The organism is Bacillus clarus, from assembly GCF_000746925.1.
Classification (GTDB): domain Bacteria; phylum Bacillota; class Bacilli; order Bacillales; family Bacillaceae_G; genus Bacillus_A; species Bacillus_A clarus.
Genome location: NZ_JMQC01000008.1, coordinates 478,614 through 500,464, shown reverse-complemented (window position 1 = coordinate 500,464; position 21,851 = coordinate 478,614). Strand labels below are relative to the sequence as shown.

Below are 21,851 nucleotides of genomic sequence, written 5' to 3'. Positions count from 1 at the left end.
TATGTTATTAATTTATTATACATATTAATTGAAAATGAAAAGGGTGTCCGAAATGGAATTACGGCATTTGCAATATTTTGTTGTTGTGGCAGAAGAGCTGCATTTTGGACGGGCAGCTGCTCGTTTACAAATGACACAACCACCACTTAGTCAACAAATTCAGCAATTAGAAAAAGAAATGGGAGTTATGTTATTTTCAAGAACAAAGAGAAAGGTGGAATTGACAGAAGCAGGGGGAATGTTTCTAAAAGAAGTAAAAAAGGCGTTTGAACAAATTGAAAAAGCGGTAGAAGTTGCACAAAGCGCTCAAAGAGGAGAAGTTGGATCACTTTCAATTGGATTTGTAGGAGCGGCTATATATGATATTTTGCCGTCTATCGTTCGAGAATATCGAAAGAAATTCCCGAGAGTATCCGTTGTATTACATGAATTATCTACACCAGATCAAGTTCATGCACTTCACGATAATCGAATTGATATTGGCTTTTTACGACCACCAATCTCAACGCAGTTACTACAATTGGAACCAATTCAAAGGCTCTCCTGTACGTTATGTTTACCGAAGGCACACCCTCTTGCAGAAAAAAAAGAAATACATATTGAAGATTTGCAAGATGAGCCATTCGTATTTATTACGAGACCAGTATGGCCTGCATTATATGATACAATTTTATCGTTATGTCGGGATGCTGGGTTCAGCCCGCAAATTGTGCAAGAAGCGACTGAGTATCAAACAGTAATGGGACTCGTAGCAGCAGGAATTGGTATTACAGTCATACCAGTATCTGCAAATAAACTGTATAAAACAGAAGTTGTATATAAGGAACTTTATGACTCTAATTTTGTAGCAGAAATGTCGGTTGCTTATAGAAAATCAAATAGTAATCCAGAGCTTTTAGAGTTTTTAAAAATTGCGAGAGAGAAAAAACGAATAGAAGTGGAAAAAGAGAAGAACGAATAGTGAACGAATTCTATAATGTACTTTTTTATTTAGATACATAAAAATTCATTTTGTTAAAGAAAAAACGCGGAAATGCAATTAAAATGCATTTCCGCGTTTTAGTTCGATGCTACATAGGTAGACATGTTCGTTTTCTCGTAGTAGTCGATCCATTACCGATTCTTCGTCTAATGAAGGAACACTTATAGTTTCTTTGTTTGTTTTTATTATTGCAGCTAAAATTGTTTTTTGATTATATTTTAAGTTTTTTGTAGATTGAATTGTAGTAGATGCTGAGCTATTTATGCTTGGAGGCGTTTCTTCAGGAACAATCATTGAACTACCTTCAATATTAATATACCATTGATTTTTTTCTGGGATGTCTTTTTCGAACTGGAAAGTTGGTTGTCCGAAAGAGAACTTTATTTGTTTTTCTGGAAAGTGAGATGAAGAAGTGTTAGCTATATCTTTGATTTTTGCACCGTTTTGATAATATTCAATTACTGCATGTATTTCATCTTTATTGTTTTTGAGTGTAATATCGTAAAACATAATAGCTCCTTGCTGTATAGGTGTCATTTGTAAAATGGAAGATTCTTCTTTTTTGAGTGGGTAAGGCCGGACGGTGGCAAATTCATTATTTCGTAATGGACTACAACTCGTGAGCAATAGTAAAAATAAGGTGAACAGCAATAATCTCAGTCGCATGTAATTCCCCTCCTTTAAATAAAGAGATTCTATATATTGGGAAATTAACCTTTTTATTTTTCTTCTAGGACTAAAGGCCTAGTACAGATTCCGATTGTAGAGCGATGTTGGAAATGTCATATTTTTATACACTAGTAGTATGGAATATTAGATGTTATGAAGTAAGGTAGGGGAAGGAATTATGTTTTTATTTCGGTTAGCAAGAAAAAATATACAAAACTTTGCTGTCCAAAGGTTAAAGCAATTCATATGGGTTGCAATGAGTACGGTGGTTTGTTTTTTTATTACATCTGTTCAATTAAATGAAGTAGTCATAGGGAAATTACAACATATGTGGTTGCTTGTCGAATTTATTAATTATGGATCAATTATATTAATTTTGATATGTGTTGTTGTTACATATAAGATAACGGATAGCCTTTTACAAAAGAGAAAAAAAGAATTTGAATGGTATGAAGTAACGAATTTACACAAAAAACAAATGATTTGTTTATTATGCCAGGAACAATTATTAATTTACGGAGGAGCTTTGCTCTTTGGATTAATTCATGGTATGTTATTTTTGAAATTATTTACTATTATTGTTATGAAAGCAGTAGGCATACAAGGAGTAAATAGTGCACCGATTACGACATATGCGATAACAATCTCAGTATTTATGATGATAACTGTAATTGGGTTATCAATGTGGCAATGTTGTCGATTTATCCAAGGGATAAAAGGAGAGAGTTCATATAAAACGAAGAAAAAGGCATGAGAAATCTTGTCTTTTCTTCGTTTTACACATGTAAATAATCATGATACAGTGAAAAAAACTGAAAAAAGAGTGAAGAAGAAAGGTTGTATGGGATGATAAATGAGCAAGCAATCGTAAAAGTTGACAGGTTAACAAAACGAATTGGTTCGAAGACGTTAGTAGAAAACATAAGTTTTGAAGTAAAAAAAGGTGAAGTAGTTGGTTTACTAGGACCAAATGGTGCTGGAAAGACGACATTAATGCGAATGATGGTCGGTATGATTCGTATGACAGAAGGGGAAGTATCGATTGATGGACAATCAGTAAAGCAACAATTTGAAAGTACGGCTACTAAAATTGGAGCTGTAATTGAGACCCCAGAGTTTTATCCTTTTTTAAGTGGCTATGAAAACTTAACATATTTCGGACGGATGAATGGTAATGTGACAGAAGAACGCATTGATGAAGTTGTCCAATTATTAGGAATGGGACAAGTAATTGACCGTAAAGTGAAAGCGTATTCACTTGGTATGAGGCAACGCTTAGGAATCGCTCAAGCGCTTATACATAATCCAGATGTACTTATTTTAGACGAACCAACAAATGGACTAGATCCAAATGGTATACATGAAATGCGGATGTACATCAAAAAAATTGCTCATGAACAAGGGAAAGCGGTCCTTGTTTCTAGTCATTTATTATCTGAAGTTGAATTGATGTGTGATCGGGTTATTATTATTCAGCACGGGGAATATGTAGCAACTCAAAATATTCAACGTGATGAAAACTTAGAGATGGAAAGAATTCATATACGTGTGGACGATGTGAAGAAAGCAGAGGAACTTTTAACGCATGATGTTGTAGTGAAAGAAAACGAGTTGATTATGACTGTGAAAAATGAAGAAATTCCAAATGTAATTCGTACATTGGCTGAAGGGAATATTCGTATTTACCGTGTCTATGAAGAACGAAAAACATTAGAAGAGCAGTTTTTAGAATTAACAGGAGGAAAAGATATTGTTTAATTTAGTTTATAACGAGTTATATAAAATATTTAAGCGGAAACGAACGATTATCCCATTTGCGGTTATTGCGGTATTAATTATTGGATTAGGGTGGGTTTCATTTAAATATTTACAGGCGGAAACGACAAACTGGAAGGCAGATTATACGGAACGAACAGCAGAGATTGAGAAAAAGCTTGGTATGAATAAGGAATATATTTTAAAGCAAAGATCAGGAGACGAACTAGTAAAAGAGTATCAATTGAAAATGAAACATCTAGATACAAACACAGCACCAGCGAGTAGTTCGCCGCTTTCCTTTATGAGGGATACTGGTGTAATTGTTTTTCCTATTTTACTTCCATTTATTCTTGTATATGCGAGTACTATTTTTGCGAATGAGTATAGCTGGGGAACATATAAATTTTTAACGATACGTCCAGCGAGCCGGTTTAAAATTTTAACATCAAAATATTTAGCAATCGTTATTTTTTCAGCGTTATTATTTATATTTAATATGATTTTTTCACTGTTATGCGGATTGATTATTTATAAATTTCAACAACCAGCATGGACTGAATTTATCGTTCAAGATGGAAATATTATAAAGCAAAATATTTTCGTAGAAGCAAGTGAATATTATGTATTATCGTGGCTACCAACTCTTGTTTATGCTGCATTCGCCTTTATGATTTCTGTTTTAACGAGGTCGAGTGGAGGTGCGATTGGTATTTCTTTATTTCTTGCATTATCAGGAGGATTAGCACTATTTCCAGCAGCTAGATATGAATGGGCAAAATATTTATTACCAGCTAATACAGATTTATATGGCATTTTAAAGAGTGGAAGTTTTATTCAAGGGGTAACATTCCCGTTTGCTTCTTGTATGCTCTTCCTATATTTATTTGTATTTTTAGGGATTTCCTATATTGTATTTTTAAAAAGAGATTTGACATAATGATAAAAAGCCGTTAAGTTGCTTCTTAACGGCTTTTTTCTATGATAATGTATGAATGACTTCTTCAGCTAGCAAGGCGAAATACTTAGAACTAATTGGTAATGCCTTTTCATCTAATGTAAAGGCAGGGTGATGCCATTCTTGAGTTCCGTTCGTTCCCATAAATACGAAAGAACCAGGAATGTTTTGTTGGTAAAATGAAAAATCTTCTCCCGCCATTGATGGATTTGGTGAGACAACATGGAGTTTCATTTGTTCTGCAATTCGAGTGGATAAAGTAGTTAAGTCTTTATCGTTATGAACAGCAGGCGGACCTGGATACCAGCTGAACTTAGCTTCCACACCGAGCGCATCCGAAACACCTTTAATAATACGCTCCATTAGTTCTGGAATCTTTTTACGTGTTTCAGCTTGAAATGTGCGAACGGTTCCTTCCAATGTTGCATTTTCAGGAATAACATTCCACGTATTACCTGAATGAATGTTTGTAACACTTACAACAGCGTTATGAGAAGAATTAATATTGCGGCTTACAATTGTTTGCAAGGCCATAACGATTTGAGATGATGCGACGATAGGGTCAACGCCGGCATCTGGAACAGCGGCATGGGTTCCGATGCCATGAATTTCGATTTCAAATCGATCAACACCAGCCATAAGTGGCCCATCTTTAATACCGATTGTACCTACTGGTAAATCTGGTTTATTATGCATACCAAAAATGGCTTGTACATCTTTTAAATGACCGGATTCAATGACTTTACAAGCCCCGTTACCACTTTCTTCAGCTGCTTGGAATATAAATCGAACGGTTCCGCTAAGAGAAGATTCTTTTTCCTTTAATAAGTAAGCGGCGCCGAGAATGGCAGCTGTATGAAAATCATGTCCACATGCATGCATTTTTCCTGGAACTTTTGAGGCATACGGAAGTTTGGTTTCTTCTTGAATAGGAAGAGCGTCGATATCGGCACGAAGCGCAATAAGTGGTCCGTTTTTATTGCCAGAAATTTCAGCGATGACACCAGTTTTTAAATTGGAATCAATGATAGTAATATTAGCTTCTTCTAGCCAATTTTTTATCGCTTTTGTTGTTTCGAATTCTTCGTATGATAGTTCTGGATATTGGTGTAAATGTCGACGAATTGAGATTAGTTTTTCTGTTAATGGATTTGGAGTGGATGTCACTTATTACGCCTTCTTTCTCAAGTAAAGTATTTACATTAATTATACAATATAACTGTATAACATTTATGGCAGAATAAAAGCGAGGATTCTCAAATGAGAGTCCTCGCTTGCTTATGCTGCAACTTTTTTATGTGTATGATGTTTTCGGTAACGTCCTCGCATCGCATATGCAATTTGTGGGATTGCGATACCAATTAAAATAAGGGACACACCAAACCATTGTGAAGATAGAACAGCTTCTTTTAATACGAATACAGACATAATTGTAGTAACTGGTAGCTCAGCTGCACCAAGAATTGTTGCTAAGCCAGAACCGATTTTAGGAATACCAATTGTAAAGGCGATGGATGGAATAACGATACTGAATGTTCCTAATCCTAAGCCGTATTTCCAAAGACCTTGAGAAATCGCACCGTTAAAAATAAATGTTGGTGGAAATACGATCATGACTAAAGTTAAAGCACCAGCCATTAAAAGGACGCCTCGTGGTAATGATGGTACTTCAACAGCAACTTTACCACTTACAAAAATGTATGTTGCAAATGTAACAGCAGATAACAATCCTAAAATGATACCAGTCGTATCAAAATCACCTGCTGATTTTTCTAATAATCCGCTCGATAAAAACGTCCCTGCAAGTAAAAAGATAACAGAAATAACTTTTTCTTTTGATGGTAATGTTTTTGTTGTGACAGCTTCAATGATAATACCGACCCAAACGAACTGGAATAAAAGTATAATAGCAATAGAAGCTGGTACAGTTTTTAATGAAGCATAATAAAAAATACCGGTAAAGCTTGCTGATGTTCCTGCGACAAATAAAATTAACATTTGTTTCAGTGGAACACGATGTCTAGAAAATAGGAGTGTAATAGCAAGTAAAATAATCCAACCGAACAAATATTGACTACCAATTACCTCTCCAAGTGAAAATCCTTCTGCGTATGCAAGTTTAACAAAAATAGCTAAAATTCCATAACTGCATGCTCCTAATAAAACTAAAAGAGAATAACGAAGCATGAAAAATTCCTCCCATCTATATTAAATTGTTCCCAAACGGACAAATATAACTAGATGGAAGTATACAAAATTAAAAATGAAGGGTCAAATGAAAGAAAAGTGCGACATTTTATAGAATAATAATAAAAGTACGATATTTATGCATAATCTTGAAAATTATAATTATAGAGGTATTGTTAAATAAGGATTGTTTTGTATAAAGCGAGCATTTGAAAAAAATATTTTTGGTGAGAATTGTATGGTGTGAAACGGTGAAATGTATCAATGAGTTGAGAAAAATAGTAGCCTTTGTTATGTTAATACCAACAGAGACAGTAAAAATGGTGTCTTGAAATTTTGCAATATAATAGAAGGAAATGAAAACGTTTTATTCGAAAGTATGTGAAGTAATAGTTTTCTGTATTGTCACGGTGTAAAAGGTTAATTCATGAAATGTTCATAGTATTTTTGTTCGTTTTTGCTACAATATTGAAGAGGAGAGGAGTGGAACAATGCAAGATATAAGTATTTTTTTAGCGTTTGGTGCTGGGTTCTTATCATTTATTTCCCCATGTTGCTTACCGCTTTATCCGGCATTTTTATCATACATAACAGGGATGTCGGTTTCTGAACTGAAAGAAGAAAATGCAATGCTTCGTAAAAGAAGTATGATACATACAGCGTTTTTCTTACTTGGATTTTCTATTATATTTATTGCGATTGGATTTGGTACAAGTTTTATTGGAGGATTCTTTAGGGACTATAAAGATTTAATTAGACAGTTAGGTGGTATATTCATCATTGTATTTGGTCTTATCATTGTTGGTGTATTTAAGCCGACGTTTTTAATGCAAGATCGAAAATTTACTTTTAAAAATCGTCCGAGTGGTTATTTTGGTTCTGTACTGATTGGAATAGCATTTGCAGCGGGATGGACACCTTGTACTGGGCCAATTTTAGTTTCTGTAATTGGATTAGCTGCAACAAATCCAGAATCAGCAATGCTTTATATGATTGCTTACATACTTGGGTTTGCAATCCCATTTTTCGTACTTTCTTTCTTTATTACGAAGATGTCTTGGATTAAAAGGAATAGCGTGATTTTCATGAAAGTCGGGGGATACATTATGATTGTCATGGGTGTTTTTCTATACTTTAACTGGATGACGAAAATTATCGTATATTTCTCAAGTTTATTTGGTGGTTTTACTGGTTTTTAGTATTATTCTGTGAAAATGTTGGAAATACTAACGGAAAAGCATATAATGAAACTATATTTTTCATATAGCCACAAAAAAAGGATGAGAAAATATGAACATAGTTCTTTTATCAAGTATCGTTGCTGTTTGTATGGCTGTCGGTGCGATGTTTATTCGTTTAAAAGCAGCTAAGAAACCTGCAACATTGAAAAAAATCATACTTCCACCGTTTTTTATGAGCACGGGAGCATTGATGTACGTTTTTCCTGAGTTTCGATTAACCCCAGCTGAAATGTTAGAAGCGGTTGGTGTTGGGTTGTTTTTCTCTATTTTTCTTATTAAAACATCTAAATTTGAAATACGCGGACAAGAAATTTATTTGAAACGTTCAAAAGCATTTGTTTTTATTTTAATCGGTCTACTTGTAGTGCGTATTGTATTTAAAACATACTTAAGCCAATCACTTGATTTAGGACAACTAAGTGGGATGTTCTTCTTACTTGCATTTGCAATGATCGTTTCTTGGCGGATTGCAATGTACCGTTCCTTTACGAAATTGCAGAGGGAAATGGAAAAAGAAGATGATTTTTATAATGAAAAAGATATGAAACTAACGTGAAAATTGTATATGTATAGTAAAAAACAGCGTCCAAGACGCTGTTTTTTTATTGTTGTTTATAGTGAGTTTGTTAATATTTTCTGTTCCAATTGCATCGTATAAACCGTTTACCATCAAAGACACAATTTATACGAGTGTTGTAGATCCACAAATAGATTTAGCGGAAGCACGTGTATATGCTACAAAATCAGTAACTGTGAGCGGATTCTATAAAAAAGATTACTATTTAAATAACAATCTTTTTTATAGAAAATAATGAAGTTACTTTGCAAGTAAAGATTTATAGTTAGAATAATCAATTTGTTTTTCTTGCAGTTTCTTGACTAAAAATTTATGATCACGCTTTGGTGTTGCGACTATATATCCTTTAATAATTAAATCTTGCGTAATTTTTGGTGCTTTTTCTTTTAATGCAAGTTCACCGATTTTACCAGCAATTTTTGATCTGGCCACATCGCGAAATAATTCAGGAACAGGGCTTACGAGTTCTTCTAATAATTGTTTTTGCTCGTTATCCCATAAGTGTCGTGTTTGATCAATGTAGTGCTGCTCCCAATCTAAAATGGACATGCCATCTTCTTTCGGTAAACGTTTAAAAAATTTTCTGAACATGAAGTATCCACCAATCGACATAAGGCTTAGTAAAATAACAGTCCAAATTACAATAAACCAACTAAACCATCCTTCTAGCAATCGTATTCCCCCTTAACGAAAGCAGTTTTTCTTTATTTATATTATAAGCAGTGAGATTAATAGAAAGCAAGAACGCTTGGTCAAAATGACCAAGCGTTACCATTTAAACGAAGTATAGTTGTTCAACAAGTAAAATATCACTGTCATCTTCTACATACTCAATGATGAGTGTGCCAACTTTACGATCTTTATCTTCAGTTGTGAAAATAGAGTAAGAAGTAAAACGTTTTGTTGATAAGCCACTAATGTGTGTGGGTAGAGAAATATAGTCGTTATCGCGGAAGAATTCCATAAGCTCAACATCTTCAAATTCTTTTCGGTCAACTTGTTTATTTGTGTAGCAGCGTTGTAGTTGTTTTAAAGATTCGTTCCAAGAAATTACTTTTGTGTCGTATACCATGTGTTCTATCTCCTTACTGTATGTAATCATTAAGAACATACGTTCTGTACTAGTATACTCTTTTTATAGAAAAAGGGAAAGCAAAAAATAATGTAAGCTTGGAAACCCAAGCTTACATATAAATGCGTTCATAATCATCTCTATTTTTCATTATAAGTCAGATAGGAATAGGAAACAAGGTGGTAAGTATATTGTTGATAGTTTACAAAATTCTGTATACTTGTTATTTAGGGGATCTACTATAACGAGAAGGGGTGAGAGTGATGACATATGTAATTTCACTTCAAGGACCGATGGCAAGTGGAAAAACAACGTTAGCAAAAAGATTAGAACAAAAAGGATTTTCGGTTGTATATGAAAATCCTTATCCAATTATAGAAAGAAGAAAAAAACTTGGTTTGGATATATACAAAAAAGAGGGGTTTATTACAAATCAAAAAATGTTTATCGAAGCAAAAATAAAAGAATTTCAAAATGCAAAGGAATCGTTCGTAATTTTCGATCGAGGTCCAGAAGATATTGAATTTTATACAATTTTTTATCCGAAACTTATTGGGGAAGAGTGGGATATGGAAATAGAATTACAAGATGAATTATATAAATTAAGAGAATGCCGTTCTAATGCGATTTTTTATCTAGACGTTTCAAAAGAGAATTTGTGTGAGAGAAAAAATAATGATAAAACAAGAAATCGCAGTACATTTGAGGGGCAATTCAAATTGGGAGAAATTGAAAAGGAAGGGTATAAACAATTTCCGGTGACATATGTGAATGCTAATAAATTGGCAGTAGGTGAGATAGAGGAATATTTTATGAAATGCTTAAAGGAGAAAAGAATATGAAATTTTATAGTGGAAAAGGCAATATAATGGTGGAGAAACTCTTAGCGGAAAATGTTTAAAAGCTAGCAAATGCTAGCTTTTTCCCTTTTTACATCGATAAATCGCTAATATTTTCGGATCACTCCATATACCGTCACGAAGAGCTAATTCATTTTCTATTTCTATTTTTAGCCATTCCTGCATTTCGACGTGAAGATGCATATTATCAGGTATATTCAACGATGGAAACATGCTAGCAATATAGTTTGCAATGGGTGTGACGCTATTGAAAATAAGTGAATTTTGAATAACGGTTTCTTCTACGAACGGAAAGCTAGATTGTAGTAACTCTCTACCGTTCTCTAAGCAAAATGGTGCAGCAGTTTGTGATTTTTCTGGTAGGCCAAAGGCGACTAACATTTTATTACACATTTCATCTATATGAGGTAATGAAACTCTAGAATTTGTTGTAGCTAAAAGCCCACCGTCTGGACGAATTACTTTATGAAAACCTCGAATGGTTTTTTCAACATCATTCATATGATATAACATATGTCTTGCAATAACCCAATCGTAAGAATATGATGGGAACGGAAGTTTACTAGCGTCTCCGAGTTTCCATTCAATATTTCCACCTTGTTTTGCAGCTTCAAAAAGCATAGTCGTAGATTGATCAAATCCGGTGAGATGTCCTTTATGGCCGTTGGTTTGTAAAAGTGTAAGGAATTTACCGTTTGCGCATCCGACCTCTAATATTTTTTCTTCTCCTTGAAGTTGTAAATGTTCCATGACAACTTCATCTAAATTCACATGTTTTTCTTCATAGTTTTTATGAGTATTAATGCGTGTTTGCAAATGGTTGCTGACGTTGTATTGTCGTTTCACATCATTCATTTTTTCACATTCCACCTTCGTGCAAAATTGTTGAATTGCATGTGTTAAAACGTCTGTTTTATTTAAACTTTCGTAATGAAGTGCTGCTTCAAATCTTTCTAGTAATTTTTCTTCCATTCGAAAATGAATATCTTTTCGTTTTGCCAATGAAATCTCGCCCCTTTGCATCTGTTAGTGAGACTATAGCATGCCTGAAAAAAATGTGTAAATAATTTGTGTACACAAATTGGAGAAGGATAAAAAAATTGTTTGAATATGATTTTAAACTATTGACGATTTAACCGTTTTCATATATTCTTAAATTAAGTAATATTCAAATAATTCAAAAGAAATGAGAGAGTCACATGCTTCTTCAAGGAACACATCGAATTGGTCGTATGGCCATGCTGTTGGCACTTGCGGATGAGAATGAAAGCCCTGTATTATCTATTCCAAAAGGTTGGAAATATTGTACGGGGAAAGTGGGTTCTATGAATTCGCAAAAGGTTGTAGCAGCAATGGAAACAGCGGCTAAGAGCAACCAAGTTATTGAAACAGACGTTTACAGAGAAACACATGCACTTTATCATGCAATAATGGAAGCTTTGTACGGAGTGACGAGAGGTCAAATTCAGTTAGCAGACGTTCTTCGTACAGTAGGACTTCGCTTTGCAATAGTGCGCGGTACACCATACGATGGAAAAAAAGAAGGCGAATGGGTTGCTGTTGCGCTTTATGGAACGATTGGTGCGCCTGTAAAAGGATCTGAGCATGAGGCGATTGGTTTAGGAATTAATCACATATGATTTGCCCATAGTCTATTAGTTAGAAGGGGGCCTTGCTTTTTAGGACAGAAGTCTGTCTTAAAAAGGTAAGGTCCCCTTTTGCTTTTTTTAAGGAGGAAAAATGATGATTACGTTAACAGGACACACATTGACAGTTGAAGAAATGAAGAGGTTGTTACTTGAAGGTGAAGGTGTAACAGCTTGCCCAAATAGTATGCAAAAGGTAGCGGAGTGCCGCGAAGTAGTTGAGAAAATTGTAGAAGATGGAAAAGTCGTTTACGGTATTACAACTGGATTTGGAAAGTTTAGTGATGTGCTTATTCAAAAAGATGATGTAAAGGCACTTCAGCACAATTTAATTCAATCACATGCGTGCGGGATAGGTGATCCATTCCCAGAAGAAGTATCACGCGGTATGTTAATTTTACGAGCTAATACGATGTTAAAAGGAGTATCTGGCGTTAGACCACTTGTTGTAAATATGCTTCTTGAGTTTGTAAATCGCAAAATTCATCCAGTCGTTCCGCAACAAGGGTCACTAGGAGCGAGCGGTGATTTAGCACCTTTATCTCATCTTGCTCTCGTTTTATTAGGTGAAGGTGAAGTGTTCTACAAGGGAAAACGAGTTCATGCGATGGTTGCTCTTACAGAAGAGGGGCTTGAACCTATTGAATTAGAAGCGAAAGAAGGTCTTGCGTTAATCAATGGTACGCAAGCGATGACAGCGCAAGGAGTTCTTTCTTATATAGAAGCAGAAGCTACGGCTTATCAATCTGAATTAATTGCTTCGATGACAATTGAGGGATTGCAGGGCATTATTGATGCATTTGATGAAAATGTTCATAAAGCACGCGGTTATAAAGAGCAAGTAGAGGTAGCAAGCAGAATTCGTGACATCCTTCATGATAGTAAACTTGTGACAAAACAAGGAGAACTTCGTGTGCAAGATGCATATTCACTTCGTTGTATCCCGCAAGTGCACGGTGCTTCTTGGCAAGTTTTAAATTACGTGAAAGAAAAATTAGAAATCGAAATGAATGCAGCAACAGATAATCCGCTTATTTTTGATGGTGGGGAAAAAGTAATTTCAGGTGGTAATTTCCACGGACAACCGATTGCATTTGCAATGGACTTCTTAAAAGTAGGAATGGCGGAACTTGCAAATATTTCAGAGCGTCGTATTGAGCGTCTTGTGAATCCGCAATTAAATGACTTACCACCATTTTTAAGTCCAGAGCCAGGACTTCAGTCTGGTGCAATGATTATGCAATATGCAGCAGCTTCACTCGTTTCAGAAAATAAAACGTTAGCTCATCCTGCAAGTGTGGATTCAATTCCATCGTCAGCTAACCAAGAAGATCACGTAAGTATGGGAACAATCGCCTCACGTCATGCGCATCAAATTATTCAAAATGTAAGACGTGTTCTTGCGATTGAAATGATCTGTGCGATGCAAGCTGCGGAATATCGCGGTATTGAAGAGATGAGTACAGTAACGAAAGCTTTCTACCATCAAGGTCGTCAGCAAGTTCCTTCTATTACAAATGACCGTATATTCTCAACTGATATTGAAAATATTGCGCATTGGTTAAAAACGAATTACTCAATAAAAGAAAGAATGGATGTAAACGCGGCACTATAAAACGAGAAAAGGGAGAGATTGAAATGGAAAACGTAAAACAAACAATTCGTGCGCCAAGAGGTACTGAATTACAAACGAAAGGGTGGGTTCAAGAAGCAGCACTTCGTATGTTAATGAATAACTTAGATCCGGAAGTAGCGGAAAAACCAGAAGAATTAGTTGTATACGGCGGAATCGGTCGTGCAGCTCGTAACTGGGAAAGCTACCATGCAATTATAGATTCATTAAAAACGTTAGAAAGCGATGAAACATTACTTGTTCAATCAGGAAAACCGGTAGCGATTTTTAAATCTCATGAAGATGCGCCGCGCGTTCTTTTAGCAAACTCAAACTTAGTACCAAAGTGGGCGAACTGGGATCACTTCCGTGAGCTAGAGAAAAAAGGCCTAATGATGTACGGACAAATGACAGCGGGTAGCTGGATTTATATTGGAACACAAGGGATTTTACAAGGAACATATGAAACATTTGGTGAAGCGGCACGTCAACATTTCGATGGTTCATTAAAAGGTACATTAACACTTACTGCTGGTTTAGGTGGTATGGGTGGTGCACAACCTCTAGCTGTAACGATGAACGGCGGTGTTGTTATCGCTATTGATGTTGATAAGCGTAGCATCGATCGTCGTATTGAAAAGAGATATTGTGATATGTATACAGAATCGTTAGAAGAAGCATTAACTGTTGCGAACGAGTATAAAGAGAAGAAAGAACCAATTTCAATTGGTTTGTTAGGAAATGCGGCGGAAATTTTACCAGAGCTAGTGAAGCGTAATATTACGCCAGATTTAGTTACGGATCAAACATCTGCTCATGATCCGTTAAATGGGTATATTCCAGTAGGTTACACATTAGAAGAAGCTACGAAACTTCGTGAAGAAGATCCAGAACGTTACGTACAATTATCGAAAGAAAGTATGAAAAAACATGTGGAAGCAATGCTTGCCATGCAAGAAAAAGGTGCGATTACATTTGATTATGGAAATAATATTCGCCAAGTTGCTTTCGATGAAGGATTAAAAAATGCTTTCGATTTCCCAGGATTCGTTCCAGCATTTATCCGGCCGTTATTCTGTGAAGGAAAAGGACCATTCCGCTGGGTAGCTCTTTCTGGTGACCCAGAAGATATTTATAAAACAGACGAAGTTATTTTACGCGAGTTCGCGGATAATGAGCATTTATGTAATTGGATTCGTATGGCTCGTCAGCAAGTTGAGTTCCAAGGTCTGCCATCACGTATTTGTTGGCTTGGTTACGGAGAGCGTGCGAAGTTTGGCCGCATCATTAATGAAATGGTTGCAAATGGTGAATTATCAGCACCGATCGTTATCGGTCGTGACCATTTAGATTGCGGATCTGTAGCATCTCCAAACCGTGAAACAGAAGCGATGAAAGACGGTAGTGATGCAGTAGCAGATTGGCCAATTTTAAACGCATTAATTAACAGTGTAAACGGTGCGAGTTGGGTATCTGTTCACCACGGTGGTGGCGTTGGTATGGGTTATTCACTTCACGCTGGAATGGTTATCGTTGCAGATGGAACAGAAGCAGCAGCAAAACGTATCGAGCGCGTACTAACTTCGGATCCTGGTATGGGTGTTGTTCGTCACGTTGATGCAGGATATGACTTAGCGGCCCAAACTGCAAAAGAAAAAGGTGTTAACATTCCAATGATGAAATAAGGAGGAAGAAACATGCTAGACACTTTACTAATAAATATCGGTCAATTACTTACAATGGATCAAGAAGATGGCTTGTTAAGACAGGAAGCAATGAACACGCTTCCTGTTATTGAAAACGGTGCGGTTGGAATTGAAAATGGCGTGATTACTTTCGTTGGAACAGCGGAAGAAGCAAAAGGACTTCAGGCGAAAGAAGTTATCGATTGCGGCGGAAAAATGGTTTCTCCTGGTCTCGTTGATCCGCATACTCATCTTGTATTTGGTGGATCTCGTGAAAATGAAATTGCGCTGAAATTACAAGGAGTTCCGTATTTAGAAATTTTAGAGCAAGGTGGAGGTATTCTTTCGACTGTAAATGCAACGAAACAGGCATCGAAAGAAGAACTTGTTCAAAAAGCGAAATTCCATTTAGACCGTATGTTATCTTTCGGAGTTACAACTGTAGAAGCGAAGAGTGGTTACGGATTAGATGACGAGACGGAGTGGAAACAATTAGAGGCGACTGCACAATTACAAAAAGAGCATCCAATCGATTTAGTTTCAACATTTTTAGGTGCTCATGCAGTTCCGAAAGAGTACAAAGGGAAATCAAAAGAATTTTTACAATGGATGCTAGATTTATTACCAGAAATGAAAGAAAAGCAATTAGCTGAGTTCGTTGATATTTTCTGTGAAACAGGTGTGTTCTCTGTAGAAGAGTCAAAAAAATTTTTATTAAAAGCGAAAGAGCTTGGCTTTGATGTGAAAATTCATGCGGATGAAATCGACCCTCTTGGTGGCGCGGAAGCAGCGGCAGAAATTGGTGCAGCATCAGCGGATCATTTAGTTGGTGCTTCAGATAAAGGGATTGAAATGCTTGCGAATTCGAATACAGTAGCGACCTTATTACCAGGAACAACTTTCTATTTAAATAAAGAAAGCTTCGCACGCGGACGTAAAATGATCGATGAAGGTGTTGCGGTAGCTTTAGCTACAGACTTTAACCCAGGTAGTTGTCCGACAGAAAACATTCAGCTTATTATGAGCATTGCGATGCTAAAACTGAAAATGACACCAGAAGAAGTTTGGAATGCAGTAACGGTTAACTCAGCTTATGCAATTAATCGTGGTGATGTGGCTGGAAAAATTAGAGTTGGTCGTAAGGCAGACTTAGTTTTATGGGATGCTTATAATTATGCTTACGTACCGTACCATTACGGTGTAAGTCATGTGAATACAGTATGGAAGAATGGTAATATCGCATATACAAGAGGTGAAAAATCGTGGAGCACGGCCACTATTTAAAGAAAAATGCAAAGTTTATTGATCGTGAAGTAACGAAATGGAGTGATATGATTAAAGATTGGGAAGAAGGAGAAGAAATCTTCGGATCGGCATTAATTGGGGTGCCGCTTTCTAAACCATCTATTAGTCATTCAGGAGCATGTTTTGCACCGAAAACGATTCGTGCAATGCTAGATGCATATAGCACATACGCAATTACAGAAGAACATGACATGAAAGAAAGTGTTTTGTATGATTGCGGTGATATTACAATGCATGTTACAGATATAAAAGAAAGTCATACACGTATTGCGAAAACAATTGGTCACTTGACGAAAGTGAATCCAAAAATGATACCAATCGTCCTTGGTGGTGATCATTCTATTAGTTTTCCAAGTATAAGCGGTTTTGCAACGAGTAAAGGAAAAGTCGGTATTATTCAATTTGATGCTCATCATGATTTACGTAATTTAGATGATGGGGGTCCATCAAATGGTACACCGTTCCGTAGTTTACTAGAGAATGATGTTATTACAGGAAAACAACTCGTTCAAATTGGAATTCGTAATTTTTCAAACGCGCGTGCGTATCATGAATATGCAAAAGAACATGGTGTGGCAGTGTTTACAATGAAAGACGTACGAGAAAGAAAAATTAAAGATATTATGGCAGAAAGTATTGAAATACTACGTAAGCAAGGTGTGACTGCCATATATGTTTCTCTTGATATGGACGTATTAGACCAAGCGTTTGCGCCAGGCTGTCCAGCGATTGGCCCTGGGGGAATGGATAGTACAACTTTACTTGATGCGATTGAATTTCTTGGAAAAGAGCCGCTCGTTCAAGGGATGGATATAGTAGAAATTGATCCAACTCTTGATTTCAGAGATATGACGAGCCGAGTAGCGGCGCAAGTTATTATGAGTTTTCTTTTAGCGAGAGAAACGGTTCGTAAGCAGGTTAGTATATAAACGGAAAATTAAAAGTGAATGTTTGCCTATGTCTTATAAAAAGCACATTACTACTCATATGTAGTGATGTGCTTTTGTTAAGATTCATTACAAATAATGTATTACATCCCAAAAAAGATCTTGAATTTTTTTGGAACATAATTATAGAGAATCAATCATTTCAAAGACATTCAACTCTTGCAAACCACTTTTAGAGCATTAACCTCTTTTGTTATTACTACAATTTAATCCATTTCTATTTTTATTTCTTTTATAAATATTCGGGATTTAATTAAATAGTTTGATAAAATAATTACTTGATTTTTGCAATCCTGATTCACACTGGCACGGACGAGGAGCCGTAAGGATGAAAGAGAGGTAGGGCTTTCATTGTTTTAGGTATATATAAGTTATTATTTTTAGAAGGATACTAAACCATTCTCACATCTACTGTTAAGGAGTTTTTTATATGTGAGGTGATATGAATTGTTTATTTTCTTTTAAAAGAGATAAATAAATTTTTACCCTTATATGGTCAACTAAAAAAGGTTTCCTAATTAGGAAACCTTTTTAATTATATTTTTATCAATGTTTTTTTGAATATTCGAATGTTGTATGCTGAAGACGTATAAATTGACGTTACTATTTAAAAGTAAGTATGATGCAATTATAGTAAAATTTTTGTAAGGGGGAAGAAAAGTGACGAGTTCAAATAATAAAGCGGCAAGTATTTATGAGGGGACAAATATAAACGCTTGGGGGTCTTTTGAAAATATTGAAGAAACGAAGTTGTTTGATCCGATTCAAGTTGGATCTTGGTCTCTTCGTAATCGCATAGCGATGGCACCGATGACGAGATGTTTTGCAGACAATGAAACTGGAGTAGTTGGTGCTGATGTAGTCGAGTATTATAGAAAACGTGCTGCAGATGGTATTGGATTAATTATTACAGAAGGAATTGTTATTAGCCCAAGAGCAAAAGGAAATCCAGGAGTTCCAGGTATTTATACGGAAGAGCAGATTGATTCTTGGAAACCTGTTACGGAGGCAGTACATAAAGAAGGCGGAACGATTATTGCTCAAATATGGCATGTTGGGCGTATGAGTCATCACGAAATAATTGGTGGTCAATTGCCGCAAGCTCCATCAGCAATTGCTGCGGAGGGTAATGTTCCACGTTTTCGTAAACCGTTTGATACACCAGAAGCAATGACACTTGAAGATATACAAGAAGTCATCAATCAGTATGCACAAGCTGCAAAAAATGCAATAGAAGCTGGTTTCGATGGAGTAGAGATTCACGGTGCACATGGGTATTTAATTGATCAGTTTGCTTATGAATTTGCGAATAAGCGAACTGATAAATATGGCGGTGATTTAAGACAAAGACTAACATTTATGAAAGAGGTCACTCAGGCTGTAATTGAAGCAGTTGGAGCTGATAAAACCCTCCTTCGTTTCTCTGCCTTTAAAGGTGATAACCCTACTTATATGTGGGAAAATCCTGAACTTGCGATTGAGACTTTTGTAAATATGTTCAAAGAAGTTGGATTAACGATGATTCATCCTTCAACGATGAATTTTACAGCGATTATTGCTGACGGAAAGAATTTTCATCAATTAGTAAGAAAATATTGGGATGGTATTATCGTGGGAGTAGGAAATTTGAATCCGAAAGAGGCAGAAGAAGCACTGCAAGAAGGAACAATAGATGTAGCTGCATTTGGCAGACCGTTACTTGCGAATTCGGACTTTGTGCATCGTATTAAGCATAGTGAAAGTTTAGTTGAATATGACGCAAAAGAGCATCTTGCAACGTTAGTGTGAATAAGGATAAAAGGAGAACACATAAAGTGTTCTCCTTTTATTATGGAAATTCATACATGGTAGGGGGAAGCGGAATGAGTGAAACGCTACTCGTTATTATTAGTATATTACTATTGTTTATGCTGCTTTTAATCGTTTTTTTTATCATTACATTTTTTATTAAAAAACGAACGCATCATTCTATATTAAAATTGCATCCGTACTTAGGGAGAATGCGTTATTTACTTGAGAAAATAGGACCAGAATTTCGGCAATATTGGTTTGATCATGATACGGATGGAAAGCCCTTTTCACGTTATGATTTTCAAAGTGTTATGTTTCTAGCAAAATATCGTTCTGAAGTACTTGGATTTGGATCGAAACGAGATTTTGATACTTCTGGATATTATATTGCTAATACACTTTTTCCAATTTTAACAGATGAATTAAACGTGAATCTCACGCAGGAACGAGATGCGAAAAAATATGTAATTCATAAAGAAGGTTTGTTTTCTAGAAGAGAAAAATTGACTGCAGATAAAACAAATCTTTGGTTATATGAAGAGGATGATGCGATTATAATCGGTGAAAACCGGAAATATCCTTGGAAATTATATGGTATGTTTGGTGCTTCAGCTACTTCTTACGGCTCAATTGGAGAGAATTATATTTTATCCACTGGATTTGGAGCAAAGATGGCAGATGGGTCATGGGTTAATACGGGAGAAGGTGGAGTAATCCCAGAACATTTACATACAGGTGCGAATATTATTGCACAAATTGGACCTGGATTATTCGGATATCGTGATGAAGATGGAAACTTTTCTATGAATGAATTTATCCAAAAAGCAAAAGAGAGTAACATTAAAGCGTTTGAATTGAAATTTGGGCAAGGTGCAAAAATACGTGGTGGTCATTTAGAAGGACAGAAAGTAAATGAGAAAATAGCTGCTGTTCGAAAAGTGAAAGAAGGAGTAACGATTAACTCACCAAATCGTTTTTCATTTTTAAACAGTGCGACAGAAACATTAAATTTCATTCAAGAGTTACAAGAAAAAGGTAGTAAACCAGTTGGGATGAAAATTGTAATTGGTCAGCAGGAGCCTTTGGAAGATTTATTAAAAACAATGAAGAAACTAAACATTTATCCAGATTTTATGACAATAGATGGTTCAGAAGGTGGCTCAGGAGCAACGTATAAATCGATGGCAGATAGTATGGGATTGCCGCTTATTCCAGCATTACTTACATTTATTGATACAGCAAATCATTATGATGTCCGTGATAAATTCAAAGTGTTTGCCTCTGGAAAGTTAATTACCCCTGATAAGGTAGCGATTGCTTTAGCTATCGGTGCAGATGCTGTAAATTCAGCACGCGGATTTATGATGGCGAGCGGTTGTATTATGGCGCTTCAATGTAATTCAGGGCAGTGTCCATCTGGAGTTGCTACTACGAATCCGCACTATCAAAAAGCGTTAGATCCGTATGAGAAGAAATGGCGGGTAATGAACTATATTATTAGTATGAGATATAGTTTGTTTTCATTAGCGGCAGCAGCGGGAGTAAAGAGTCCACGTCATTTAACGAGAGAGCATATTGTATTTAAAGATGAGATGGGGAGAGTTGTGCCACTTTCGAAGTTGTTTCCGGTGGTAGGTAGAAAGGGAGAGTGAATGTATATTTGGAATGTAAGGTTTTTGGGGATAAGTGTGTGAAATAGAAAGTATTGGGAGTATAATAGAGAAGCATTTTGAGGAATTATTATTTTTTCAGGGGAGAGATTTACTTGCAGCAAGGTTCGTACAGTATTACAATTTTTTTACTCGTTATAGGACTCGTTATATATAGACGTATGCGTGCTATGAATCGTCCGATTAAAAATAAAGGAAGACGACTATTATTGCCATTATTCTTTTTATTGCCAGGTCTTTCTTTATACACTGCACCAATGCAACTTGCTGGATGGCAAGTTGGGATAGCCGCTGGAATTGGGCTGTTATTATCAATCCCGCTTATTTTTTTAAGTGGGTACGAAGTGAGAGAAGATGGTCAAATTTATGCGAAGAAAAGTATTGCCTTTATTGCGACTTTTTTAGTTATTGTTCTCTTACGTGCTTATTTTAGACGACATTTACAAGGATTAGATCCAAAATCAATCGGTATTCTTTTCTACACTCTTGCAGTTTGTTATATAGTACCTTGGCGTATTGGGTGCTATATGAAATTTCGTAAAGTATATACAGAGAAAGAAGAGATTACAATGTCATTTTGATACAATTTCAACACTCGTTGGTTATGCATGGCAGGGTTTGGTTCTGCGTTCGGTCCAGCTATTTTACTAAGTCTTTATTGGAAGCGAACGACAAAATGGGGTGTACTTGCAGGGATGATTGGCGGTGCTGTAGTAGTCATCACATGGGTACAAATCCCAAGTTTAAAAGCAATGATGTATGAAATGGTACCAGGTTTTTCATTCCGTTTATTAGCTGTGATTACTGTCAGCTTATTAACAAAAGCACCTACGAAAGCAGTTTATCGTGAATTTAATGAGATGGAAGCTGTACTTGAACAAGAAACAAAATGAT

The 21,851-nt window shown here is 35.9% G+C and carries 21 protein-coding genes and 1 pseudogene; 16 read left to right on the top strand and 6 right to left on the bottom strand.

Annotated features, from left to right (window positions below; translation table 11 throughout):
* Positions 1 to 52 precede the first annotated feature (52 nt).
* Positions 53 to 961: an acetoin biosynthesis transcriptional regulator AlsR gene (alsR, locus tag DJ93_RS03280; protein ID WP_042979177.1), complete on the top strand. Its 909-nt coding sequence runs from the start codon at positions 53 to 55 to the stop codon at positions 959 to 961.
* Positions 962 to 1,039: 78 nt separating this feature from the next.
* Here alsR and DJ93_RS03275 read toward each other — a convergent pair whose 3' ends face one another.
* The gene (locus DJ93_RS03275) at positions 1,040 to 1,648 is read right to left on the bottom strand and encodes a hypothetical protein (RefSeq protein ID WP_042979176.1); all 609 of its coding nucleotides are present in this window, start codon (positions 1,646 to 1,648) and stop codon (positions 1,040 to 1,042) included.
* A 181-nt stretch (positions 1,649 to 1,829) separates the two neighbouring features.
* Between DJ93_RS03275 and DJ93_RS03270 the strand changes: the two genes are divergently transcribed.
* From DJ93_RS03270 to DJ93_RS03260, 3 genes are all read left to right on the top strand, one after another.
* Positions 1,830 to 2,405 (top strand): FtsX-like permease family protein, encoded by a 576-nt coding sequence (locus DJ93_RS03270; RefSeq protein WP_042979175.1) that lies wholly within the window; start codon positions 1,830 to 1,832, stop codon positions 2,403 to 2,405.
* Positions 2,406 to 2,497: 92 nt separating this feature from the next.
* Entirely contained in the window at positions 2,498 to 3,409 is a 912-nt protein-coding gene (locus DJ93_RS03265; RefSeq protein WP_042979174.1) for an ABC transporter ATP-binding protein, read from the top strand.
* The gene (locus DJ93_RS03260) at positions 3,402 to 4,346 is read left to right on the top strand and encodes an ABC transporter permease (protein WP_042979173.1); all 945 of its coding nucleotides are present in this window, start codon (positions 3,402 to 3,404) and stop codon (positions 4,344 to 4,346) included. Before DJ93_RS03265 ends, DJ93_RS03260 begins: the two co-directional genes overlap by 8 nt.
* Positions 4,347 to 4,385: 39 nt before the next feature.
* On the opposite strand, the gene DJ93_RS03255 is transcribed toward DJ93_RS03260, so the two are convergent.
* Complete coding sequence (locus DJ93_RS03255; RefSeq protein WP_042979172.1) at positions 4,386 to 5,531, bottom strand: M20 peptidase aminoacylase family protein; 1,146 nt, start codon at positions 5,529 to 5,531, stop codon at positions 4,386 to 4,388.
* A 111-nt stretch (positions 5,532 to 5,642) separates the two neighbouring features.
* Entirely contained in the window at positions 5,643 to 6,551 is a 909-nt protein-coding gene (locus DJ93_RS03250; protein ID WP_042979171.1) for an EamA family transporter, read from the bottom strand.
* Positions 6,552 to 7,042: 491 nt separating this feature from the next.
* On the opposite strand from DJ93_RS03250, the gene ccdA reads away from it, so the two are divergent.
* Together ccdA and DJ93_RS03240 are read left to right on the top strand one after the other, a co-directional pair.
* Entirely contained in the window at positions 7,043 to 7,750 is a 708-nt protein-coding gene (gene ccdA / locus DJ93_RS03245; RefSeq protein WP_042979170.1) for a cytochrome c-type biogenesis protein CcdA, read from the top strand.
* Between the two features lie 91 nt (positions 7,751 to 7,841).
* Positions 7,842 to 8,348, top strand: a complete 507-nt coding sequence (locus DJ93_RS03240) for a CcdC family protein (protein WP_042979169.1) — start codon at positions 7,842 to 7,844, stop codon at positions 8,346 to 8,348.
* Positions 8,349 to 8,609: 261 nt separating this feature from the next.
* Here the strand turns inward: DJ93_RS03240 and DJ93_RS03235 are convergent, their stop codons facing one another.
* Both DJ93_RS03235 and DJ93_RS03230 read right to left on the bottom strand, forming a co-directional pair.
* Entirely contained in the window at positions 8,610 to 9,041 is a 432-nt protein-coding gene (locus DJ93_RS03235) for a DUF2621 domain-containing protein (RefSeq protein ID WP_042979168.1), read from the bottom strand.
* A gap of 103 nt (positions 9,042 to 9,144) precedes the next feature.
* Positions 9,145 to 9,441, bottom strand: coding sequence for a hypothetical protein (locus DJ93_RS03230; RefSeq protein ID WP_042979167.1), 297 nt, complete (start codon positions 9,439 to 9,441; stop codon positions 9,145 to 9,147).
* 263 nt (positions 9,442 to 9,704) lie between these two features.
* Here DJ93_RS03230 and DJ93_RS03225 point away from each other — a divergent pair, with 263 nt between their 5' ends.
* Positions 9,705 to 10,283: an AAA family ATPase gene (locus tag DJ93_RS03225; protein ID WP_042979166.1), complete on the top strand. Its 579-nt coding sequence runs from the start codon at positions 9,705 to 9,707 to the stop codon at positions 10,281 to 10,283.
* A 72-nt stretch (positions 10,284 to 10,355) separates the two neighbouring features.
* Here the strand turns inward: DJ93_RS03225 and DJ93_RS03220 are convergent, their stop codons facing one another.
* Positions 10,356 to 11,303, bottom strand: coding sequence for a class I SAM-dependent methyltransferase (locus tag DJ93_RS03220; RefSeq protein WP_042979165.1), 948 nt, complete (start codon positions 11,301 to 11,303; stop codon positions 10,356 to 10,358).
* A gap of 197 nt (positions 11,304 to 11,500) precedes the next feature.
* Between DJ93_RS03220 and hutP the strand changes: the two genes are divergently transcribed.
* From hutP to DJ93_RS03175, 9 genes and pseudogenes are all read left to right on the top strand, one after another.
* On the top strand, positions 11,501 to 11,941 hold the full coding sequence (gene hutP / locus DJ93_RS03215; protein ID WP_000926516.1) for a hut operon transcriptional regulator HutP: 441 nt from the start codon (positions 11,501 to 11,503) through the stop codon (positions 11,939 to 11,941).
* Positions 11,942 to 12,044: 103 nt separating this feature from the next.
* The gene (hutH, locus tag DJ93_RS03210; RefSeq protein WP_042979164.1) at positions 12,045 to 13,562 is read left to right on the top strand and encodes a histidine ammonia-lyase; all 1,518 of its coding nucleotides are present in this window, start codon (positions 12,045 to 12,047) and stop codon (positions 13,560 to 13,562) included.
* Between the two features lie 23 nt (positions 13,563 to 13,585).
* Entirely contained in the window at positions 13,586 to 15,244 is a 1,659-nt protein-coding gene (gene hutU / locus DJ93_RS03205) for a urocanate hydratase (protein WP_042979163.1), read from the top strand.
* Positions 15,245 to 15,256: 12 nt separating this feature from the next.
* Positions 15,257 to 16,528: an imidazolonepropionase gene (gene hutI, locus DJ93_RS03200; protein ID WP_042979162.1), complete on the top strand. Its 1,272-nt coding sequence runs from the start codon at positions 15,257 to 15,259 to the stop codon at positions 16,526 to 16,528.
* The gene (gene hutG / locus DJ93_RS03195; RefSeq protein WP_042979161.1) at positions 16,507 to 17,478 is read left to right on the top strand and encodes a formimidoylglutamase; all 972 of its coding nucleotides are present in this window, start codon (positions 16,507 to 16,509) and stop codon (positions 17,476 to 17,478) included. The genes hutI and hutG overlap by 22 nt, the downstream gene beginning before the upstream one ends.
* A gap of 678 nt (positions 17,479 to 18,156) precedes the next feature.
* The gene (locus DJ93_RS03190; protein ID WP_042979160.1) at positions 18,157 to 19,284 is read left to right on the top strand and encodes an alkene reductase; all 1,128 of its coding nucleotides are present in this window, start codon (positions 18,157 to 18,159) and stop codon (positions 19,282 to 19,284) included.
* Positions 19,285 to 19,358: 74 nt separating this feature from the next.
* Entirely contained in the window at positions 19,359 to 20,939 is a 1,581-nt protein-coding gene (locus tag DJ93_RS03185; RefSeq protein ID WP_042979159.1) for an FMN-binding glutamate synthase family protein, read from the top strand.
* Positions 20,940 to 21,052: 113 nt separating this feature from the next.
* On the top strand, positions 21,053 to 21,538 hold the full coding sequence (locus tag DJ93_RS03180) for a CcdC family protein (RefSeq protein ID WP_042979158.1): 486 nt from the start codon (positions 21,053 to 21,055) through the stop codon (positions 21,536 to 21,538).
* Positions 21,537 to 21,850: pseudogene (locus DJ93_RS03175) on the top strand (sodium:solute symporter family transporter); the annotation flags it as partial. The gene DJ93_RS03180 and the pseudogene DJ93_RS03175, both read left to right, overlap by 2 nt.
* Position 21,851 lies beyond the last annotated feature (1 nt).

Coding starts and splice junctions, on each gene's coding strand:
- DJ93_RS03250 (WP_042979171.1), bottom strand. CDS start 6,551: ATGCTTCGTTATTCTCTTTTAGTTTTATTAGGAGCATGCAGTTATGGA.
- hutP (WP_000926516.1), top strand. CDS start 11,501: ATGCTTCTTCAAGGAACACATCGAATTGGTCGTATGGCCATGCTGTTG.
- DJ93_RS03185 (WP_042979159.1), top strand. CDS start 19,359: ATGAGTGAAACGCTACTCGTTATTATTAGTATATTACTATTGTTTATG.
- hutH (WP_042979164.1), top strand. CDS start 12,045: ATGATTACGTTAACAGGACACACATTGACAGTTGAAGAAATGAAGAGG.
- DJ93_RS03270 (WP_042979175.1), top strand. CDS start 1,830: ATGTTTTTATTTCGGTTAGCAAGAAAAAATATACAAAACTTTGCTGTC.
- DJ93_RS03275 (WP_042979176.1), bottom strand. CDS start 1,648: ATGCGACTGAGATTATTGCTGTTCACCTTATTTTTACTATTGCTCACG.
- alsR (WP_042979177.1), top strand. CDS start 53: ATGGAATTACGGCATTTGCAATATTTTGTTGTTGTGGCAGAAGAGCTG.
- DJ93_RS03240 (WP_042979169.1), top strand. CDS start 7,842: ATGAACATAGTTCTTTTATCAAGTATCGTTGCTGTTTGTATGGCTGTC.
- DJ93_RS03230 (WP_042979167.1), bottom strand. CDS start 9,441: ATGGTATACGACACAAAAGTAATTTCTTGGAACGAATCTTTAAAACAA.
- DJ93_RS03225 (WP_042979166.1), top strand. CDS start 9,705: ATGACATATGTAATTTCACTTCAAGGACCGATGGCAAGTGGAAAAACA.
- hutU (WP_042979163.1), top strand. CDS start 13,586: ATGGAAAACGTAAAACAAACAATTCGTGCGCCAAGAGGTACTGAATTA.
- DJ93_RS03265 (WP_042979174.1), top strand. CDS start 2,498: ATGATAAATGAGCAAGCAATCGTAAAAGTTGACAGGTTAACAAAACGA.
- hutI (WP_042979162.1), top strand. CDS start 15,257: ATGCTAGACACTTTACTAATAAATATCGGTCAATTACTTACAATGGAT.
- ccdA (WP_042979170.1), top strand. CDS start 7,043: ATGCAAGATATAAGTATTTTTTTAGCGTTTGGTGCTGGGTTCTTATCA.